At 65.8% G+C, this 14,966-nt stretch carries 12 protein-coding genes; 7 read left to right on the top strand and 5 right to left on the bottom strand.

Annotation, left to right across the window (positions count from 1 at the left end):
* Positions 1-274: 274 nt before the first annotated feature.
* Positions 275-742, bottom strand: coding sequence for a ribosomal protein S18-alanine N-acetyltransferase (rimI, locus tag EL249_RS09300; protein WP_040529729.1), 468 nt, complete (start codon positions 740-742; stop codon positions 275-277).
* 11 nt (positions 743-753) lie between these two features.
* Positions 754-1,689 carry a tRNA (adenosine(37)-N6)-threonylcarbamoyltransferase complex dimerization subunit type 1 TsaB gene (gene tsaB / locus EL249_RS09295; protein WP_005672903.1) on the bottom strand — a complete coding sequence of 312 codons (936 nt, stop codon included), beginning with the start codon at positions 1,687-1,689 and terminating at the stop codon, positions 754-756.
* Positions 1,690-2,296: 607 nt separating this feature from the next.
* Here tsaB and ompR point away from each other — a divergent pair.
* Both ompR and EL249_RS09285 read left to right on the top strand, forming a co-directional pair.
* Positions 2,297-3,010, top strand: a complete 714-nt coding sequence (gene ompR, locus EL249_RS09290) for an osmolarity response regulator transcription factor OmpR (protein ID WP_005672904.1) — start codon at positions 2,297-2,299, stop codon at positions 3,008-3,010.
* Positions 3,011-3,047: 37 nt separating this feature from the next.
* Complete coding sequence (locus EL249_RS09285; protein ID WP_005672905.1) at positions 3,048-4,511, top strand: ATP-binding protein; 1,464 nt, start codon at positions 3,048-3,050, stop codon at positions 4,509-4,511.
* Here the strand turns inward: EL249_RS09285 and ispF are convergent.
* Positions 4,420-4,995, bottom strand: coding sequence for a 2-C-methyl-D-erythritol 2,4-cyclodiphosphate synthase (ispF, locus tag EL249_RS09280; RefSeq protein WP_005672908.1), 576 nt, complete (start codon positions 4,993-4,995; stop codon positions 4,420-4,422). The two genes, EL249_RS09285 and ispF, sit on opposite strands and share 92 nt — an antisense overlap.
* Before the next feature lie 31 nt (positions 4,996-5,026).
* Positions 5,027-5,809, bottom strand: coding sequence for a 2-C-methyl-D-erythritol 4-phosphate cytidylyltransferase (gene ispD, locus EL249_RS09275; RefSeq protein WP_005672910.1), 783 nt, complete (start codon positions 5,807-5,809; stop codon positions 5,027-5,029).
* A gap of 151 nt (positions 5,810-5,960) precedes the next feature.
* Here ispD and mfd point away from each other — a divergent pair, with 151 nt between their 5' ends.
* The 5 genes from mfd to EL249_RS09250 all read left to right on the top strand — a co-directional run bounded on the left by mfd (position 5,961) and on the right by EL249_RS09250 (position 13,554).
* Positions 5,961-9,698, top strand: a complete 3,738-nt coding sequence (mfd, locus tag EL249_RS09270) for a transcription-repair coupling factor (RefSeq protein ID WP_411431039.1) — start codon at positions 5,961-5,963, stop codon at positions 9,696-9,698.
* 32 nt (positions 9,699-9,730) lie between these two features.
* Positions 9,731-10,588, top strand: a complete 858-nt coding sequence (gene serB / locus EL249_RS09265) for a phosphoserine phosphatase SerB (protein ID WP_005672913.1) — start codon at positions 9,731-9,733, stop codon at positions 10,586-10,588.
* A 171-nt stretch (positions 10,589-10,759) separates the two neighbouring features.
* Entirely contained in the window at positions 10,760-11,989 is a 1,230-nt protein-coding gene (locus EL249_RS09260; RefSeq protein ID WP_005672917.1) for a DUF711 family protein, read from the top strand.
* Positions 11,990-12,164: 175 nt separating this feature from the next.
* Positions 12,165-12,839 carry a hypothetical protein gene (locus EL249_RS09255; protein ID WP_005672918.1) on the top strand — a complete coding sequence of 225 codons (675 nt, stop codon included), beginning with the start codon at positions 12,165-12,167 and terminating at the stop codon, positions 12,837-12,839.
* A 109-nt stretch (positions 12,840-12,948) separates the two neighbouring features.
* Positions 12,949-13,554, top strand: coding sequence for an RES family NAD+ phosphorylase (locus EL249_RS09250; protein ID WP_197721581.1), 606 nt, complete (start codon positions 12,949-12,951; stop codon positions 13,552-13,554).
* Between the two features lie 115 nt (positions 13,555-13,669).
* Here EL249_RS09250 and gltS read toward each other — a convergent pair whose 3' ends face one another.
* Complete coding sequence (gene gltS / locus EL249_RS09245; protein ID WP_005672920.1) at positions 13,670-14,908, bottom strand: sodium/glutamate symporter; 1,239 nt, start codon at positions 14,906-14,908, stop codon at positions 13,670-13,672.
* Positions 14,909-14,966 lie beyond the last annotated feature (58 nt).

Raw genomic sequence — 14,966 nt, 5'->3', positions numbered from 1 at the left:
GCAGATGCTTCGCGCGCTTGCCAGACGTCGCTGGCATGGACGTCGATATCGGCATCGGATCCGGAAGCCTCGGGGGCCCCTGCTTCAGCCTCTGGCACGGCCTGCGAATCTGCACGGGTAACGTGTGTGATGTGTGGCGCGCCGGGCAAGGCCCCGGCACGCGGCAGCCACAACGGCCCCAGGCCCAGTGCGGCCCATGCGCGGCGCCGACGTGCAGCCAGCACGGCATCGTCCTTCGTGGAGGCATCGTCCGGCATCGCGACCGTATCTTCCGTCATTTCGTTGGCTCAAGGGGGCAGCGCATCACCCAGGCGTCGTCGTGGCGACCGTCGGCGGCGCGATAGTAGTTGCGACGCCGTCCCAGCGTCTCGAAGCCCATGCGCTGATAGAGCGCCAGGGCTGGCGCATTGGCGGTGGCCACCTCCAGAAACAGGCTGCGTCCGCCCTGCTGCCGTACCTGTGCCTGCAGCCAGCCCAGACAATGTCGGCCCAGCCCGCGCCCCTGATGGCTGCGCGCCAGGGCCAGGGTCAGCAGCTCCACCTCGTCCAGCGCCGCCAGCAGCACGGCATAGCCGAAGGGCTGCCCGGCCTCGGTGAAGATCCAGGCCTGATGCCCGGCCTTCAGCGAATCGGCAAACTGGCTGATCCGCCATGGATAGGGCTGCACGGCCTGTTCGATGGCGTCCACCGCCGGCAGGTCGGCTTCCGTCATCGGCCGAAAGCCGATCGTCGACAGATCCATGAGGGACCTGCTCATCGGCCGGCGGGCTGTGCGGCCAGCTTGGCCGCTGCCAGCTGGCGCTGCTCGTCCCGGTCCAGTGCCACGCGGTCGCGCACGTACAGGGGGCGCACATCCCGTGCTGCCATCAGCGCCGGGGCATCCGGCACATCGGCCACGGCCAGCAGTGCGCGTGCGCCAGGGCGTCGTTCGGCCGCCAGTGCCGCATCCTGCCCCACTTCCATGGCCCAGGCGCGCAGCGGCTCGAAGTTCGGGCCAAAACCGCCGCCGGCCAGGTGGACCGCACTGATCCGGCCTTCGGCCGTCAGCTGCCGGCGCAGCCCCTCGAAGGCCACGGCGGCGTCATCGGCCTTGCCGACCGCGGGTGGTAGCGCGGGCTGGGGCCAATGGCCGGCACGGCACAGAAAGGCGGCGTAATAGCACTCGCCCATTCGCGCATCCAGAGCAGAACAGAGCAGCCAGGGCAGCGTGTCTGCGCCGGCATGGCCGCCCTGCCCAACGAAGCTGTCTGCTGCCCCCGCAGAAGCCGGCGACGACGGGCAGCCGGATGAAAGGCCGTCGTTCGCATCCGGGGAGGCCAGCGGGAAACGCCAGTCCGGCACCGTGGCCGCCAGCGCCTGCAGAGAGCCAATGGCACCCACCGGCCGGTTGCCCGGCAGTGCCAGGCCCTGCACGAGCCCCACGGCAATGCGCAGCGAGGTGAAGGCGCCCGGCCCCACGTTCACGTAGAAGCGCTCGACCTCATCCAGCCGGCGACCGGCCTGCCGGAGTGCCTGCTGCACCAGGGCCAGCGCATCGCGCGAGGCCTGGGGGCCGCCGCTGGCGTCCAGCAGCGTGCGCGCACTCAGTTCGATGGCGGTGCTTTCGGTACCGTGGTCGATGCCGGCGCCGGCCAGCGCCACGGTGCAATCGTCCCATTCGATGGACAGGGCCAGACTCAAGGGTTTCATGGGCCCGATTCTATTGCCTGTCCTGCCTGCCGGGGGCGCAAATGGGGGCGTGAACCACGCGGCACGCCCAGGGCGCCGATCTTCCTGACGATTGTCATGTTTGCAGGATGGCCGCGCACTTCCTTGCAGAGTGTCAGGCACACCGGCGCAGCAAGGCGCTGTGACCGATTACACTTTGCGTCATATCGGGGTGAATGGCGACGGCCCCGACGCTCTTTCCGGCTGCCAGGCCCTCCGAAGGGCCTCGGTAGCTGGCAAGTAACCCGACGGTTTCAGTAAACAGCGCAAAATGTCGCCAAGAATGACAAGGCTTGGTTCACACGTGGAATTTTGAAACAAATTCAGCATTCCACGCGCTCCTTCAAGGGGGTTTTGACACGTGTCCGACGGAAGATGAACGATGCTTTCCCGGGTCAAGACCGGCTGTTTCAGGATGTCGCCAGCGGTCATTGGTTTAACGCAATCTAACGCTGTTTTAGAATTGCCACGAACCCCGGGGTTACATTTCATGTAACTATCGGTAAAACTTTGCCGATAGAACAAGGATCATCGCAACCGGAAGCCTCTACACTGATCAGCGGGTAATGGAACCCGATATCATCGGAAAATGAACACCAGCGTCAGGAAACTTGTTGTCGTCGATGACGACGCCAAATTGCGGGACTTGCTCAATCGGTATCTCACCGAGCAACAGTTCGAGGTCACACTCGCAGCCGATTCGGCATCGCTGAACCGGCTCATGCAGCGTGAGAGCTTCGATTTGATCATCCTTGACCAAATGCTTCCTGGCGAGGATGGGCTGTCGATCATCCGCAGGCTGCGTGCCGCGAACGACCGCACCCCCATCATCATGCTCACCGCCAAGGGCGACGATGTCGACCGCATCATCGGCCTGGAAATGGGCGCGGACGACTACATGCAGAAACCCTTCAACCCCAGGGAACTGGTGGCCAGGGTTCATGCCGTGCTGCGTCGCCAGATCCCCAACGACACCCCGGGCGGCGCCATGCACGACATCGGCGCGGTCTCGTTCGGCCCCTTCGTGTTCGACCTGGGCACCCGCACCCTGTCACGTGACGGCGTGCGCCTCAACCTCACCACCGGCGAGTTCTCGGTGCTGAAGGTGCTGGTGCGCCACCCGCGCATCCCGCTGTCGCGCGAAAAGCTCATGCTGCTGGCCCGCGGGCGTGAATACGGCGCCTTCGACCGCAGCCTGGACGTGCAGATCTCCCGCCTTCGCAAGCTCATCGAGCCCGATCCGCAGAACCCGCGCTTCATCCAGACAGTCTGGGGCGTGGGCTACGTCTTCGTGCCTGCCTGAGGTCCCTCGCAACACCAGACCTTGAAAGGATCGAGGCTTGAGACTGAGTCTGTTCTGGCGCACCTTTGCGCTGATCAGCCTGCTGCTGGCCATCAGCCTGGGCGCCTGGTACCAACTCTACCGCGCCTTCGAGCAGCCCCCGCAGGCCAGCCGCTTTGCCTGGGAAATGGCATCGGCCATCAACCTGGCACGCACCGCACTCGTGCACACCCGGGGAAGCGACCGTGAAGCCCTGCTGCAGGCCATGGCCAGCAACCAGGGCCTGCGCGTCTATCCGCGCAGCGATGCCGATCGCGTCGAGCCCTACCCCAACCAGAAGCTGGGTGTCGAGGTCGAGCGTCAGCTGACGAAGCGACTGGGCAACCCCACCACGCTGGCCGGCCGCGTCAACGGCGTGCACGCGCTGTGGGTCAGCTTCGACATCGACGACGAACGCTACTGGCTCATTGCCGAGCCCGAACGGCTTGTCCTTCCCATGACGGGCAGCCGGACCGAAATGGTGGCCTTTGCCATTGGCGTGCTGCTGGCCATGATCGGCGGTCTGCTCATCAGCCGGCTCGTCAACCGGCCGCTGGCCAACCTGGCCCGCTCCATCGATCGCCTCTCGCGGGGCGAGCCTCCTCCCCGGCTCAGTGAAAGCGGCCCGCCCGAGATCGCCATGCTCAACCGCCGCTTCAACGAGCTGGCCGGCGACCTGCAGGCCATGGACGCCGACCGCGCCATCGTGCTGGCCGGCGTCTCGCATGACGTGCGCACCCCGCTCACCCGGCTGCGCCTGGAAGTGGAAATGAGCGCCCTGCCCGATGCGGCCCAGGCGTCCATGATCGAGGAGATCGAGCGCATCGACTCCATCGTCCATCAGTTCGTCGAATTCGCCAGCCCGCTGGAGCGCACCGTCGAGGTCGTCGACATCAACGACGTGTTCTCGCAGTTCCTGCGGCTCTACAGCCGCGAGCGCGCCGCGGGCCTGCTGTCGGTCTTCAAGCGGGTCGAGCACGGCCTGACCTGGCAGGGCAATCCGGTGCTGCTGGAGCGCATCCTCAGCAACGTCTTCGAGAACGCCATCAAGTACGCGGCCACGCCGGGCGAGCGCAACGTGCGCATCGACATCATCGGCCGCCGCCATGAAAAGGGCGTCGAACTCATCTTCCGTGACCATGGCCCCGGTGTGCCCGAGGCCTCGCTGTCCAAGCTGGCGCGCCCGTTTGCCCGGCTGGACACCGAGCGCAGCGTCATTGGTGGCTCCGGCCTTGGCCTGGCCATCGTGGCGCGACTGGCGCGCCGTACCCGCGGCGGCATGATCATCGAGAACGCCTCTGGCGGTGGCCTGCGCATCCGCGTCGTGCTGCGCGACCTCGATTCCGCCAAGGTCGCCGCACGCGAGACATTCATCGATACGCTGGATCCGGTCAGCGCACCAGCAGAGCTGATGCAAGCGCCGCAATCGACTCGCAACGGCCGACGGTCCCGACCTTCTCGTTCGTCTTCGCCTTCACGTTGATCTGCGCCGGATGGCAGCCAATGGCTGCCGAAAGCGCGGTGATCATGCCCGGCAGCCAGGGTTTCATCTTCGGTTGCTGGGCAATGATCGTGGCATCGATGTTGCCCAGCCGCCAGCCCCGTGCGCGCACGGCCGCCATGGCTTCTTTCAGCAGCACCATGCTGTCGGCCCCCTTGAAGGCCGGGTCGGTATCCGGAAAGTGATGGCCGATGTCACCCAGACCGGCTGCACCCAGAAGGGCGTCCGTGATGGCATGGGCCAGCACGTCGGCATCCGAGTGGCCGGCCAGGCCCAGGGGGTGCTCCACATGCACGCCGCCGATGATCAGCGGCCGCCCTTCCACCAGCACATGCAGGTCATAGCCCTGCCCGATCCGGAACGGGATGTCGGGCGGGAGGCCGACGTCCTGGGGGGCATGGCCTGTCTGGGGGGCCGGGGCGGCCTGGGAAGCGCCGGGATTCGGGGTGTTCGGATTGGCAGTCATCGGACTTGGAAAGTGATTGAAGAAAGAGCGATCACTCCACGTCCGCAGGCTTCATGCCCAGCAGGATGCGCAGCATGATCAGGTCTTCCGGCGTGGTGATCTTCAGGTTGCGGCGCGTGCCGGCCACCATCCGCGGCCGGCCACCCTCGGCCTCGATGGCGCCGGCCTCGTCGGTCACGTTCGGGTGCGCCTCCAGCGCCTTCCGGAGCGCTGCGAAGCGGAAGGTCTGCGGCGTCTGCGCCAGCCAAAGCCGGCTGCGATCCACCGTGCCGCCCGAGCGGTACTCGTTGTTGGCCGCCAGCGAGGCGCGGCTGTCGATGCGCTTGACCGTATCGGTGACGGGCACGCACAGGAGCGCCCCGCAGGGTTCGTATTCTAGGTAGGCGGCCAGTCTCTGCAGGCTGGCCGAATCGATGCCCGGGCGTGCCGCATCGTGCACGTGCACCCAGTCGTGGGCCTCGATCATGCCGCGCTGTGCCAATGCCGTCAGGCCGTTGAGCACCGTGTCACGGCGGGTCTGGCCGCCGCGCCGCACCAGCAGCACCTTCGGATGGCGCAGTCCCGGCAGGCGCATCACCAGCGGGTCATCAGCCTGCACCACCACGACCACGCGGCTGATCCAGGGCTCGGCCAGAAAGACGGCCACCGTGCATTCCAGCACCGTGCGTCCGCCGCCCAGCTCCAGATACTGCTTGGGCACCTTGGCGCCGAAACGGCTGCCGCTTCCGGCGGCCGGAATCAGCACGAAGTGCCGCGCCACCGGTGTGGCCTCCTCTGCCTGGACCTGTTTGCGCATGGCACCCTTGTTCATCATGCCGACCCTCGAACCATCGCGTCAGTCGTTAAAATAGCAGGCTGTCCGCTCATATTCTTCCTTTTTCGGGCATGTCAGTCATGCTCGGCTTGCCTTGTTCAGGGCGTGCCGCTCACCCCATGCCTTCGACCGCGACGACAGGTTCGCCATCTTGACCGCTTCCATCCATCGTCTTCCCGCCGGCTTCGGCTCTTCGGATGCCTGGCTGCTGGCTCAGCGCCTTGCGCCGGAAAACGCCACCGCGGCATCGGCTGCACACGACGACCCCACCGAAAGACCTCCCGTCACGGGAAAGACCCGCGTCATTGTATGCGCGCAGCCGGCCGACTGCAGCCGTCTTGCCGCAGAAATCGCCTGGTTCGCGCCCTCATTGGCCATCGCCCGGCTGCCCGACTGGGAAACCCTGCCCTACGACAGTCTTTCACCCCACCAGGATCTGGTCTCCGAGCGCCTTTCCGCCCTGTATCGCCTGCAGGGGCGCAAGCTGGACGTGCTGCTGGTAGCTGCCAGCACGGCCGCGCACCGGCTGGCGCCGCCCTCGTGGCTCGCCTCGCGCACCTTCCAGTTCTCCCAGGGCATGAAGCTGGACGAAGCCGCCCTGAAGGCCCAGCTCACGCTGGCCGGCTACGAGCATGTCGAGCAGGTGCTGCGCCCCGGTGAATACACGGTGCGCGGCGGCCTCATCGACCTGTTCCCGATGGGCTCCCCGCTACCCTATCGGCTGGACCTCTTCGACGACGAACTGGACAGCCTGCGCACCTTCGACCCCGACACACAGCGCAGCCTGTATCCGGTCAAGGCCGTCAAGCTGCTGCCCGGCCGCGAGTTCCCGCTGGACGAAGCGGCACGCTCGGCCTTCCGGGGCCGCTGGCGCGAGCGCTTCGACGGCGATCCCTCGCGCGTGGCCCTGTACCGGGACATCGGCAACGGTGTCACCGCCAGCGGCATCGAATACTACCTGCCGCTTTTCTTCGACGAGACGGCCACCCTCTTCGATTACCTGCCTGAAGATGCCGAGATCATCCTGCATGGCGACGTGCAGGGCCAGCTGCAGGCCTTTCGCGCGGATGCCCGGCAGCGTTTCGACTTCATCGGCCACGACGCCGAGCGCCCGGCGCTCACGCCGGATGAACTGTTTCTCTCGCCCGAGCAGTTCTTCGTGCGCAGCCAGGCCTTTGCGCGTTTCTCGCTGCCCACTGTCTCGGCTGACGCGCGGGGCATCGCGACAGTTCCCATAGACGGTGCCGACACGAAAGCTTCCGTCAGGGAGGCTGCAGAGGGTGCATCAAATGACGCGCGCATAGATGCCGCTGCCCCCGGCGATGACGCTCCCAAGAGCGCCGCAGGTACCGAATCGAGCGAATTCGGGGCTGACGGCGCGCGCACACGCGCCGTCCATGCTGTTGCCGTGCCCAACGTGGCCGTCAACCGCCGTCAGGACGATCCCATCGGCGCCCTGCGCAACGTGCTGGATGCCCCCGCGCCCGTGGCCGGAATCGCCGAGAAGCGCCTGATCATTGCCGAATCGCTGGGCCGGCGCGAGACGCTGCAGGAACTCTTTGCCGAATCTGGCCTGAAGATGGCCACGGCCGAAGACTGGCAGACCGCGATGGCCACCGACGCCACCGTGGTGCTCACCGTCGGTCCGCTGCAGCGGGGCTTCCGCCTGGTGGACGGCCAGCTGCTGGTCATCACCGAAAGCGAGCTCTTCCCCTCCTTCGTGCGTCAGGGCAAGCGCAACAAGGGGCAGACCACCCAGGTCGACACCCTCATCCGCGACCTGTCCGAACTCAAGCCTGGCGATCCGGTCGTCCATGCCCAGCATGGCATCGGCCGCTACATGGGGCTGGTCAACATCGACCTGGGTGAAGGCGCAGCCGAATTCCTGCACCTCTCCTACGCCAACGATGCCACCCTGTACGTGCCGGTGGCCATGCTGCACCTCATCGGCCGCTACTCCGGCGCCGCGCCCGAGAATGCCCCGCTGCACACGCTGGGTTCCGGCCAGTGGGACAAGGCGCGCCGCAAGGCGGCCGAGAAGGCGCGTGACACCGCCGTCGAGCTGCTGGATCTCTATGCCCGCCGCGCCGCCCGGCCCGGACATGCGTTCAAGTTCGACCCGGCCGGCTACGCAGCCTTTGCCGAAGGCTTCGGCTTCGAGGAAACCCCCGACCAGCAGGCCGCCATCCATGCCGTCGTGCAGGATCTGATCGCCCCCAAGCCGATGGACCGTCTGGTCTGCGGCGACGTGGGCTTCGGCAAGACCGAGGTGGCCCTGCGCGCTGCCTACGTGGCCGCCAGCACCGGCCGTCAGGTGGCCGTGCTCACCCCCACCACGCTGCTGGCCGAGCAGCATTTCCAGACCTTCAACGACCGCTTCTCCAGCTTCCCGCTGAACGTGGCCGAACTGTCCCGCTTCGGAACGGCCAAGTCCACCCGCAACACCCTGGAAGGCATCGAGAGCGGCAAGATCGACATCGTCATCGGCACCCACAAGCTGCTGTCCAAGGACGTGAAGTTCCGCGACCTGGGCCTGGTGATCATCGACGAGGAACACCGCTTCGGCGTGCGCCAGAAAGAGGCGCTGAAGAACCTGCGCGCCGAGATCGACGTGCTCACGCTCACCGCCACGCCCATCCCGCGCACGCTGGCCATGAGCCTGGAGGGCATCCGCGATTTCTCCGTCATTGCCACCGCACCACAGAAGCGCCTGGCCATCCGCACCTTCGTGCGCAAGGAAACCGGCGGCACCATCCGCGAGGCCATGCTGCGCGAACTCAAGCGCGGCGGTCAGGTCTATTTCCTGCACAACGAGGTGGGCACCATCGAGAACCGTCGGCAGATGCTGGCCGAGCTGGTTCCCGAGGCGCGCATCGAGGTGGCCCATGGCCAGATGCCCGAGCGCGAGCTGGAACGGGTCATGCGCGACTTCCACCAGCAGCGCTTCAACGTGCTGCTGTGCACCACCATCATCGAGACCGGCATTGACGTTCCCACGGCCAACACCATCATCATGCACCGTGCCGACAAGTTCGGTCTGGCACAGCTGCACCAGCTGCGCGGGCGCGTGGGCCGGTCACACCATCAGGCCTACGCCTACCTGCTGATTCCCGACGAGGAAGCCATCACCAAGGACGCCACCAAGCGTCTGGAAGCCATCCAGATGATGGAAGAACTGGGGGCCGGCTTCTTCCTGTCCATGCACGACCTGGAAATCCGCGGTGCGGGCGAAGTGCTGGGCGACAACCAGTCCGGCGAGATGCAGGAAGTGGGCTTCTCGCTCTACACCGACATGCTGCAGCAGGCGGTCGAGGCGCTGAAATCCGGCCGCGAACCCGATCTGGCCGCCACGCTGGCCCACGTGCCGGAAATCAAGCTGCATGCACCGGCCCTGCTCCCAGACGACTACTGCCCCGACGTGCACGAGCGGCTCATCCTCTACAAGCGGCTGGCCAATGCACGCGACAGCGTGGAACTCTCGCAGCTGCGCGAGGAGCTCATCGACCGCTTCGGCAAGCTGCCCGAAGCTGCCCAGACCCTCATCGAGAGCCACCGCCTGCGCCTGATGGCCACCGAGATCGGCCTGGCCAAGATCGATGCGGACAGCGACGGCATCCTGCTGCAGTTCGACCCCGAACCACGCACGCCGCCCACGCAGATCCTGGCCTTTGCCCAGGGACGGCGCGACACCAGCTTTGCCGGTCAGGACCGCCTGCGCGTCAAGGTGGCCAGCAAGGACACCGCCGAGCGCATCCAGACGCTGCGCAGCATCCTGCAGGCGCTGCTGCCCAAGGCGGCGGCCGAGCCGTCCGCGGCTTCGACCTCGCCTGCGGGAACGGCATCCGACAGGAAGGCCGGCAAGAAGAAAGGAAAGATGGTTCGTTCATGAACCATAGGAACAACGCTCATTCGGACCCTCTCATGAACCACGCCGGCAAACAGATCATCGTCCAGAAACAGCCTGCCCTGGACACCGAGACCATCAACGCCATCAGCGCGCAGCTGCAGCAAGCGCCCGTCGAGCACCCGACGCCCGGCCTGGCGCGCTGGCGCGCCGAGCCCCAGTCCCCGGCCGTCTTCGACGACTGGGCTGAACGCTTCGGCGTCGATGCCGCCAACGTGCCCAACGGTCTGCGCCTGGCAGATTTCCGGCTGCTGGCCATCGACATGGATTCGACCCTCGTCACCATGGAGACGCTGGACGAGATCGCCGACATGGCGGGCCTGAAGGCCGAAGTCGCCGCCATCACCGAAGCCGCCATGCGGGGCGAGATCAAGGACTTTTCCGAGAGCCTCACCCGTCGCATGGCACTACTGAAAGGCGTGGGAGAAGACCTCATCGAGCGGGTCTACCAGGAACGCCTGCACCTGTCGCCGGGCGCCGAGATCCTGCTGGCGGCGGCCAAGGCTGCCGGTCTGAAGACCATGCTGGTTTCGGGTGGCTTCACCCACTTCACCGAACGCCTGAAGGGGCGTCTGGGCTTCGACTACGCCTTTGCCAATCAGTTCGACATTGCCAACCAGCGCCTGACCGGTCGCGTATTGGGCCCCATTGTCGACGGCGCCTTCAAGGCCCGGGCCGTGCAGCAGTGCTGCCAGGACATCGGCTGCCCGCCCAGTCAGGCCATCGCCATCGGCGACGGCGCCAACGACCTGGGCATGATGTCCGTGGCCGGCCTGTCCGTGGGCTACCACGCCAAGCCGGTGGTGCGGGAGAAAGCCACCTGGTCAGTGCGCAAGGGAGGGCTGGACGTGGTGGTGGGGTGGTTTGGCGGGTGATGGTCGGCATGGAATAATCGGCGACAGCCGGAGCAGGTCAGCCACATCCTGATTCCTGCCTTTCAGGCTGGAAGCAGGCCGTGCGTCCCGACACCGGTTGCTTCGAGGTCATGATGCTGTGCTTGCCTGCCGTCGTGTCCGTTCTTTCTTCACCCATCGCCGGGATTTCTCATGACCACCGTATCTCTTCAGTCACCTGAGCTGTGCCGCGTCCGCGCCATCACCGCCTTCGCCACCCTGTCGCCCGATGCACAGACCTGGCCGTCAGTGCTGGCCGAAGCCAAGCGGCAGTGCGACCGGTTGGCAGCTGCCTTCCAGCAAGGGGGCTACACGGTGCAGTCGGTGCGTATCGTGGCCAACCCGTTCGGGGAGTATCTGGACACGTCCAGCCTGGAAGCGGCCAGCCAGGGGCTGGCCACGATCCGGGACATCCTCATGCAGCTGAACCAGAACGGGCTGCGCATCCGCTTCGCCATTGGCGAGGCGCGCACGGCTCAGGAGATTGCGCTGCTGCCAGGGCTGATCCGTGACCATGGCGACCTTTCCAATGCCTGCGTCAACGTCGAGGCCAACGCCGACGGGCTGCTGGACAATGCGCAGATCCTGCGCTGCGTGGAGGCCATGCAGGAGATTGCCCGCATCACGCCGCGTGGCGAAGGCAATTTCAACTTCACGGTCAACTTCAACTGCGCACCGCTTATCCCGTACTTCCCGGCGGGCTATCACCGCAGCGAACGGGGCAATTGCCTGGTGGTGGGGCTGGAAACGCCGGACCTGCTGGCCGCCGCGCTGCGCACGCTGCCCCAGGCTGAGCACGCCGAACGCATGGCGCAGGCCCTGGACGTGATGCGTGAGGCGCTGCAACACCACGTGGATGCGGTCCAGCGCATTGTCCGGGCCACGCCGCTGGATGCTGGCTGGACCTATGCCGGCATGGACACATCGGCGGCTCCGTCCAAGAACTGTACCTCGATGGTGGAGGTCTATCGCCTGCTGGGTGTGCCCTACTTTGGCGCTGCCGGCACGGTGGAGGCCTCGGCCCTGCTCACGCGGCTCTTCAAGTCCGTGAAGGACGTGGAAGCCGTGGGCTTCTCGGGGCTGATGCTGGCCGTGACCGAAGATGAGGGCCTGGCTGCCGCCACGCGCGCCGGCCAGTTCGACATCCGCGCCCTGCTCACCTACAGTGCCGTCTGTGGTATCGGGCTGGATACGGTTCCCATTGCCGGCGACACCCCGGCCCAGAAGATCGCCGCCATCATGCGCGACACGGGCACGATGGCCTTCCGGCTGAACAAGCCGCTGACGGTGCGTCTCTTCCCGGTGCCGGGCCTGGCGGCTGGTGATCTCACGCGCTTCGAGAGCGATGACCTGTGCAACTGCGCGGTCCTGGCCGTGCCCTGAGAACTGCGGGACCTGTCTGCCCATCTGAGGGGCTCACGCCACCATGAGAAAGGCCGGGAACGACAGGTGTCGTTTCCGGCCTTTTTGCCGATGAGCGTGCCGCCAGACGCGCTTGCAAGGATATGGTGATTAGCATAGGATTGGATAATCAAGATATCCAGCAAGGAAGCTTTCCATGAACATGGTGGCCGAACGCCCCGGCTTCTACGCCGTTGCAGGCACCCCTCAGGAAGTACGCGATCAACTCGGCAAGTCCGACGCACAGCAGGTACTGGCGGTCTCCTTCCGGCAGCTGGATCCCCAGGCCTTCCAGTCGCTGGCCGAGAACATGGGGCATGTGGCGTCCTCCCTGCTGGAGGCGCTCTCACAACGCCAGGACCAGGCATCCATGCAGAGGCTGGCCGAGGCCCTGGTTCCCCCTGCGCCGGCCTCACCCCGGCTGCTGAGGGAAGCGGCCATGCTGGTGGCGGCCCGCAAGGCGGTGCTGGCCAGTGGTGACTGGCTGAGTGCAACGGAGCTGGCCAGTCTGGCCGGATTCAGCCCGCGCAACCCCAGCGCGCAACCCAACAAGTGGAAGCGTCAGGGGCAGATCTTCGCCATCCACCACAAGGGTATCGACTATTTTCCGGGCTTCGGCCTGGACCCCGATCGGGGGTTCCGGCCCCTGAAGGCACTGGCCGATGTCATCGGCATCCTTGCTGGACACAAGGATGGGTGGGGCATGGCCTACTGGTTCCAGTCCGTCAATGGTTTCCTGGGCGGTAAGCGTCCCCAGGACCTTCTGGCCACGGATCCCGACCGGGTCATCGCGGCTGCCCGTGACGAGGTCCTGGGCGTTCTCCATGGCTGAGCGACAACCCGGTGTGACCGTTGATGCTGTCATCCCCGAGGGGCAGGAGGCTGGCGGTCGTTTCCTTTCGGCCGATATCCCCGCTCCATCTGCGGGTCTGGATCTTTCCATGATCATCCTGCCGGTGGACAGCATCTTGCATCGGGTCCACCTGGAGGATTATGGCGCCACGGCATTCAATCCGGGCGTGCATGGCAACGCCCGTTTCAGCCCCATCTGCAACGCCGAAGGACAGCCCATCCCCACCCTTTACGCGGGAGCCTCGCTTGCCTGTGCACTGATGGAAACGGTGTTCCATGATGTCCCGCATGTGCCGGGCTTCAAGAGCCTGGACAGGGCGCGGTTCATCCGGCAGGTTCATTCCACCCTGACGCTGCGCCAGCCATTGCAGCTGGTCGATCTGGCAAGCATTCCGCTGCGGCGGCTGGGCATCTCGCGCCGGCAGCTGATCGATACGGAAAAGGATACCTATCCGCTGACGCGACGCTGGGCCGAAGCCATTCACACGCAGTGCCCATCGGCCCAGGGGCTGAGCTGGATTTCACGACAGGACGACTCGGCGCGCGCGCTGATGCTCTTCGGTGACCGGATTGAGGTCGGGGCTCTTGTGCAGTCCGAGGCATCCAGCCCGCTGCTGGATGAGGCCGGAACCTGTTGTGATGCGGTCCTTGATCTGGCTGAACGTCTCGGGGTGTGCATCGTTTCAGCGCAGTAGGAGGCTGTTCTGGCTGCAGGCCATGCCAAGAAGAAAGGCCGGGAACGACAGGTATCGTTCCCGGCCTTTTTTCCGTGAAGTCAGGGACATCAGTCCCTGGCCAGCGGATGGCTCGTCACTTGCCCAGGAAGTTGACGAAGCCCGTCAGGATGAAGGCGTTGACGAAGTCGATGAAGAACGCCCCCACCATCGGCACGATCAGGAAGGCCTTGTGCGACGGGCCGAAGCGCTCGGTGACCGACTGCATGTTGGCCACGGCGGTGGGCGTGGCGCCCAGACCAAAGCCGCAGTGACCGGCGGACAGCACGGCAGCGTCGTAGTCCTTGCCCATGAAGCGGTAGGTGACGAAGTAGGCGTAGAGCGCCATGATGGCGGTCTGCACAGCCAGGATGATCAGCATCGGCAGCGCCAGGTCCAGCAGTTGCCACAGCTTGAGGTTGAGCAGCGCAATGCCCAGGAAGATGCTGAGCGAGGCGTTGCCGAACACGTCGATGGCGCGGTCGAACATGTTGACCTTGAAGGCCGAGGTCAGGAAGTTGCGCAGCAGCACGCCGAAGAGCAGCGCCCAGACGAACTGCGGCAGCGTGAACCACGAGGGCAGGAAGCTCTTGACCTCCGGCGTGGTCATCAGCGCCGAGAAGGCCAGGCAGGCAGCAAACAGGGCCATGGTCTCGACCGCTGCATTGGCGGTGATCAGGCGACGCTGGTGAGCATGCTCGAACACGTCGTCGATGGCGGTATCGGCCGTATCGTGGGCCTGTGCAGCCTTGGCGCTGGGTTTCATGCCCATCTTGTTGACCAGCTTGCGGGCCACGGGGCCGCCAATCAGGCCGCCCAGCACCAGGCCGAAGGTGGCCGAGGCCATGCCCAGGTCGGTGGCGCCCACGATGTGGTGCTGTTCTTCCAGCACCTTGCCCCAGGCGCCGGCCGTGCCGTGACCGCCCGTGAGGGTGATGGAGCCGGTGACCAGACCGATGATGGGATCAAGACCCAGCGCACCCGCCAGGCCAACGCCCACGACGTTCTGGACCACGATGAAGGCGCTGACCACCAGCAGGAAGAGCACCAGGCCGACGCCGCCCGCCTTGAGGCGGGAGAAGTCGGCGCTGAGGCCGATCGACGAGAAGAAGATCAGCATGAACGAATCCTGCAGACCCTTGTCGAAGGCGAACGATACACCGGTGCTGACATGCAGGATGTAGATGATGACCGCCGCCAGCAGGCCGCCGGCCACCGGCTCGGGAATGTTGAAGTCCTGCAGGAACTTGATCCGGTCGACCATGAGCCGGCCCACCAGCAGGACCAGGGTGGCGACGATGAGCGTGTAATAGGGATCTACGGCAATGGTATCCATGGCTTGGGCCTTTGCTGGGCGATGGGGGATGTCTGTGTGATGGGTCCGGGACCTGTTA

It is taken from the genome of Lautropia mirabilis (assembly GCF_900637555.1).
GTDB classification, from domain to species: Bacteria; Pseudomonadota; Gammaproteobacteria; order Burkholderiales; family Burkholderiaceae_E; genus Lautropia; species Lautropia mirabilis.
This window is presented reverse-complemented; position numbering and strand designations above follow the sequence as displayed.

Excerpts from the sequence above, each read along its gene's own strand:
- ompR (WP_005672904.1), top strand. The coding sequence starts at position 2,297 with ATGAACACCAGCGTCAGGAAACTTGTTGTCGTCGATGACGACGCCAAA.
- ispF (WP_005672908.1), bottom strand. The coding sequence starts at position 4,995 with ATGACTGCCAATCCGAACACCCCGAATCCCGGCGCTTCCCAGGCCGCC.
- ispD (WP_005672910.1), bottom strand. The coding sequence starts at position 5,809 with ATGATGAACAAGGGTGCCATGCGCAAACAGGTCCAGGCAGAGGAGGCC.
- EL249_RS09255 (WP_005672918.1), top strand. The coding sequence starts at position 12,165 with ATGAACATGGTGGCCGAACGCCCCGGCTTCTACGCCGTTGCAGGCACC.
- gltS (WP_005672920.1), bottom strand. The coding sequence starts at position 14,908 with ATGGATACCATTGCCGTAGATCCCTATTACACGCTCATCGTCGCCACC.
- tsaB (WP_005672903.1), bottom strand. The coding sequence starts at position 1,689 with ATGAAACCCTTGAGTCTGGCCCTGTCCATCGAATGGGACGATTGCACC.
- EL249_RS09250 (WP_197721581.1), top strand. The coding sequence starts at position 12,949 with ATGATCATCCTGCCGGTGGACAGCATCTTGCATCGGGTCCACCTGGAG.
- serB (WP_005672913.1), top strand. The coding sequence starts at position 9,731 with ATGAACCACGCCGGCAAACAGATCATCGTCCAGAAACAGCCTGCCCTG.
- rimI (WP_040529729.1), bottom strand. The coding sequence starts at position 742 with ATGGATCTGTCGACGATCGGCTTTCGGCCGATGACGGAAGCCGACCTG.
- EL249_RS09260 (WP_005672917.1), top strand. The coding sequence starts at position 10,760 with ATGACCACCGTATCTCTTCAGTCACCTGAGCTGTGCCGCGTCCGCGCC.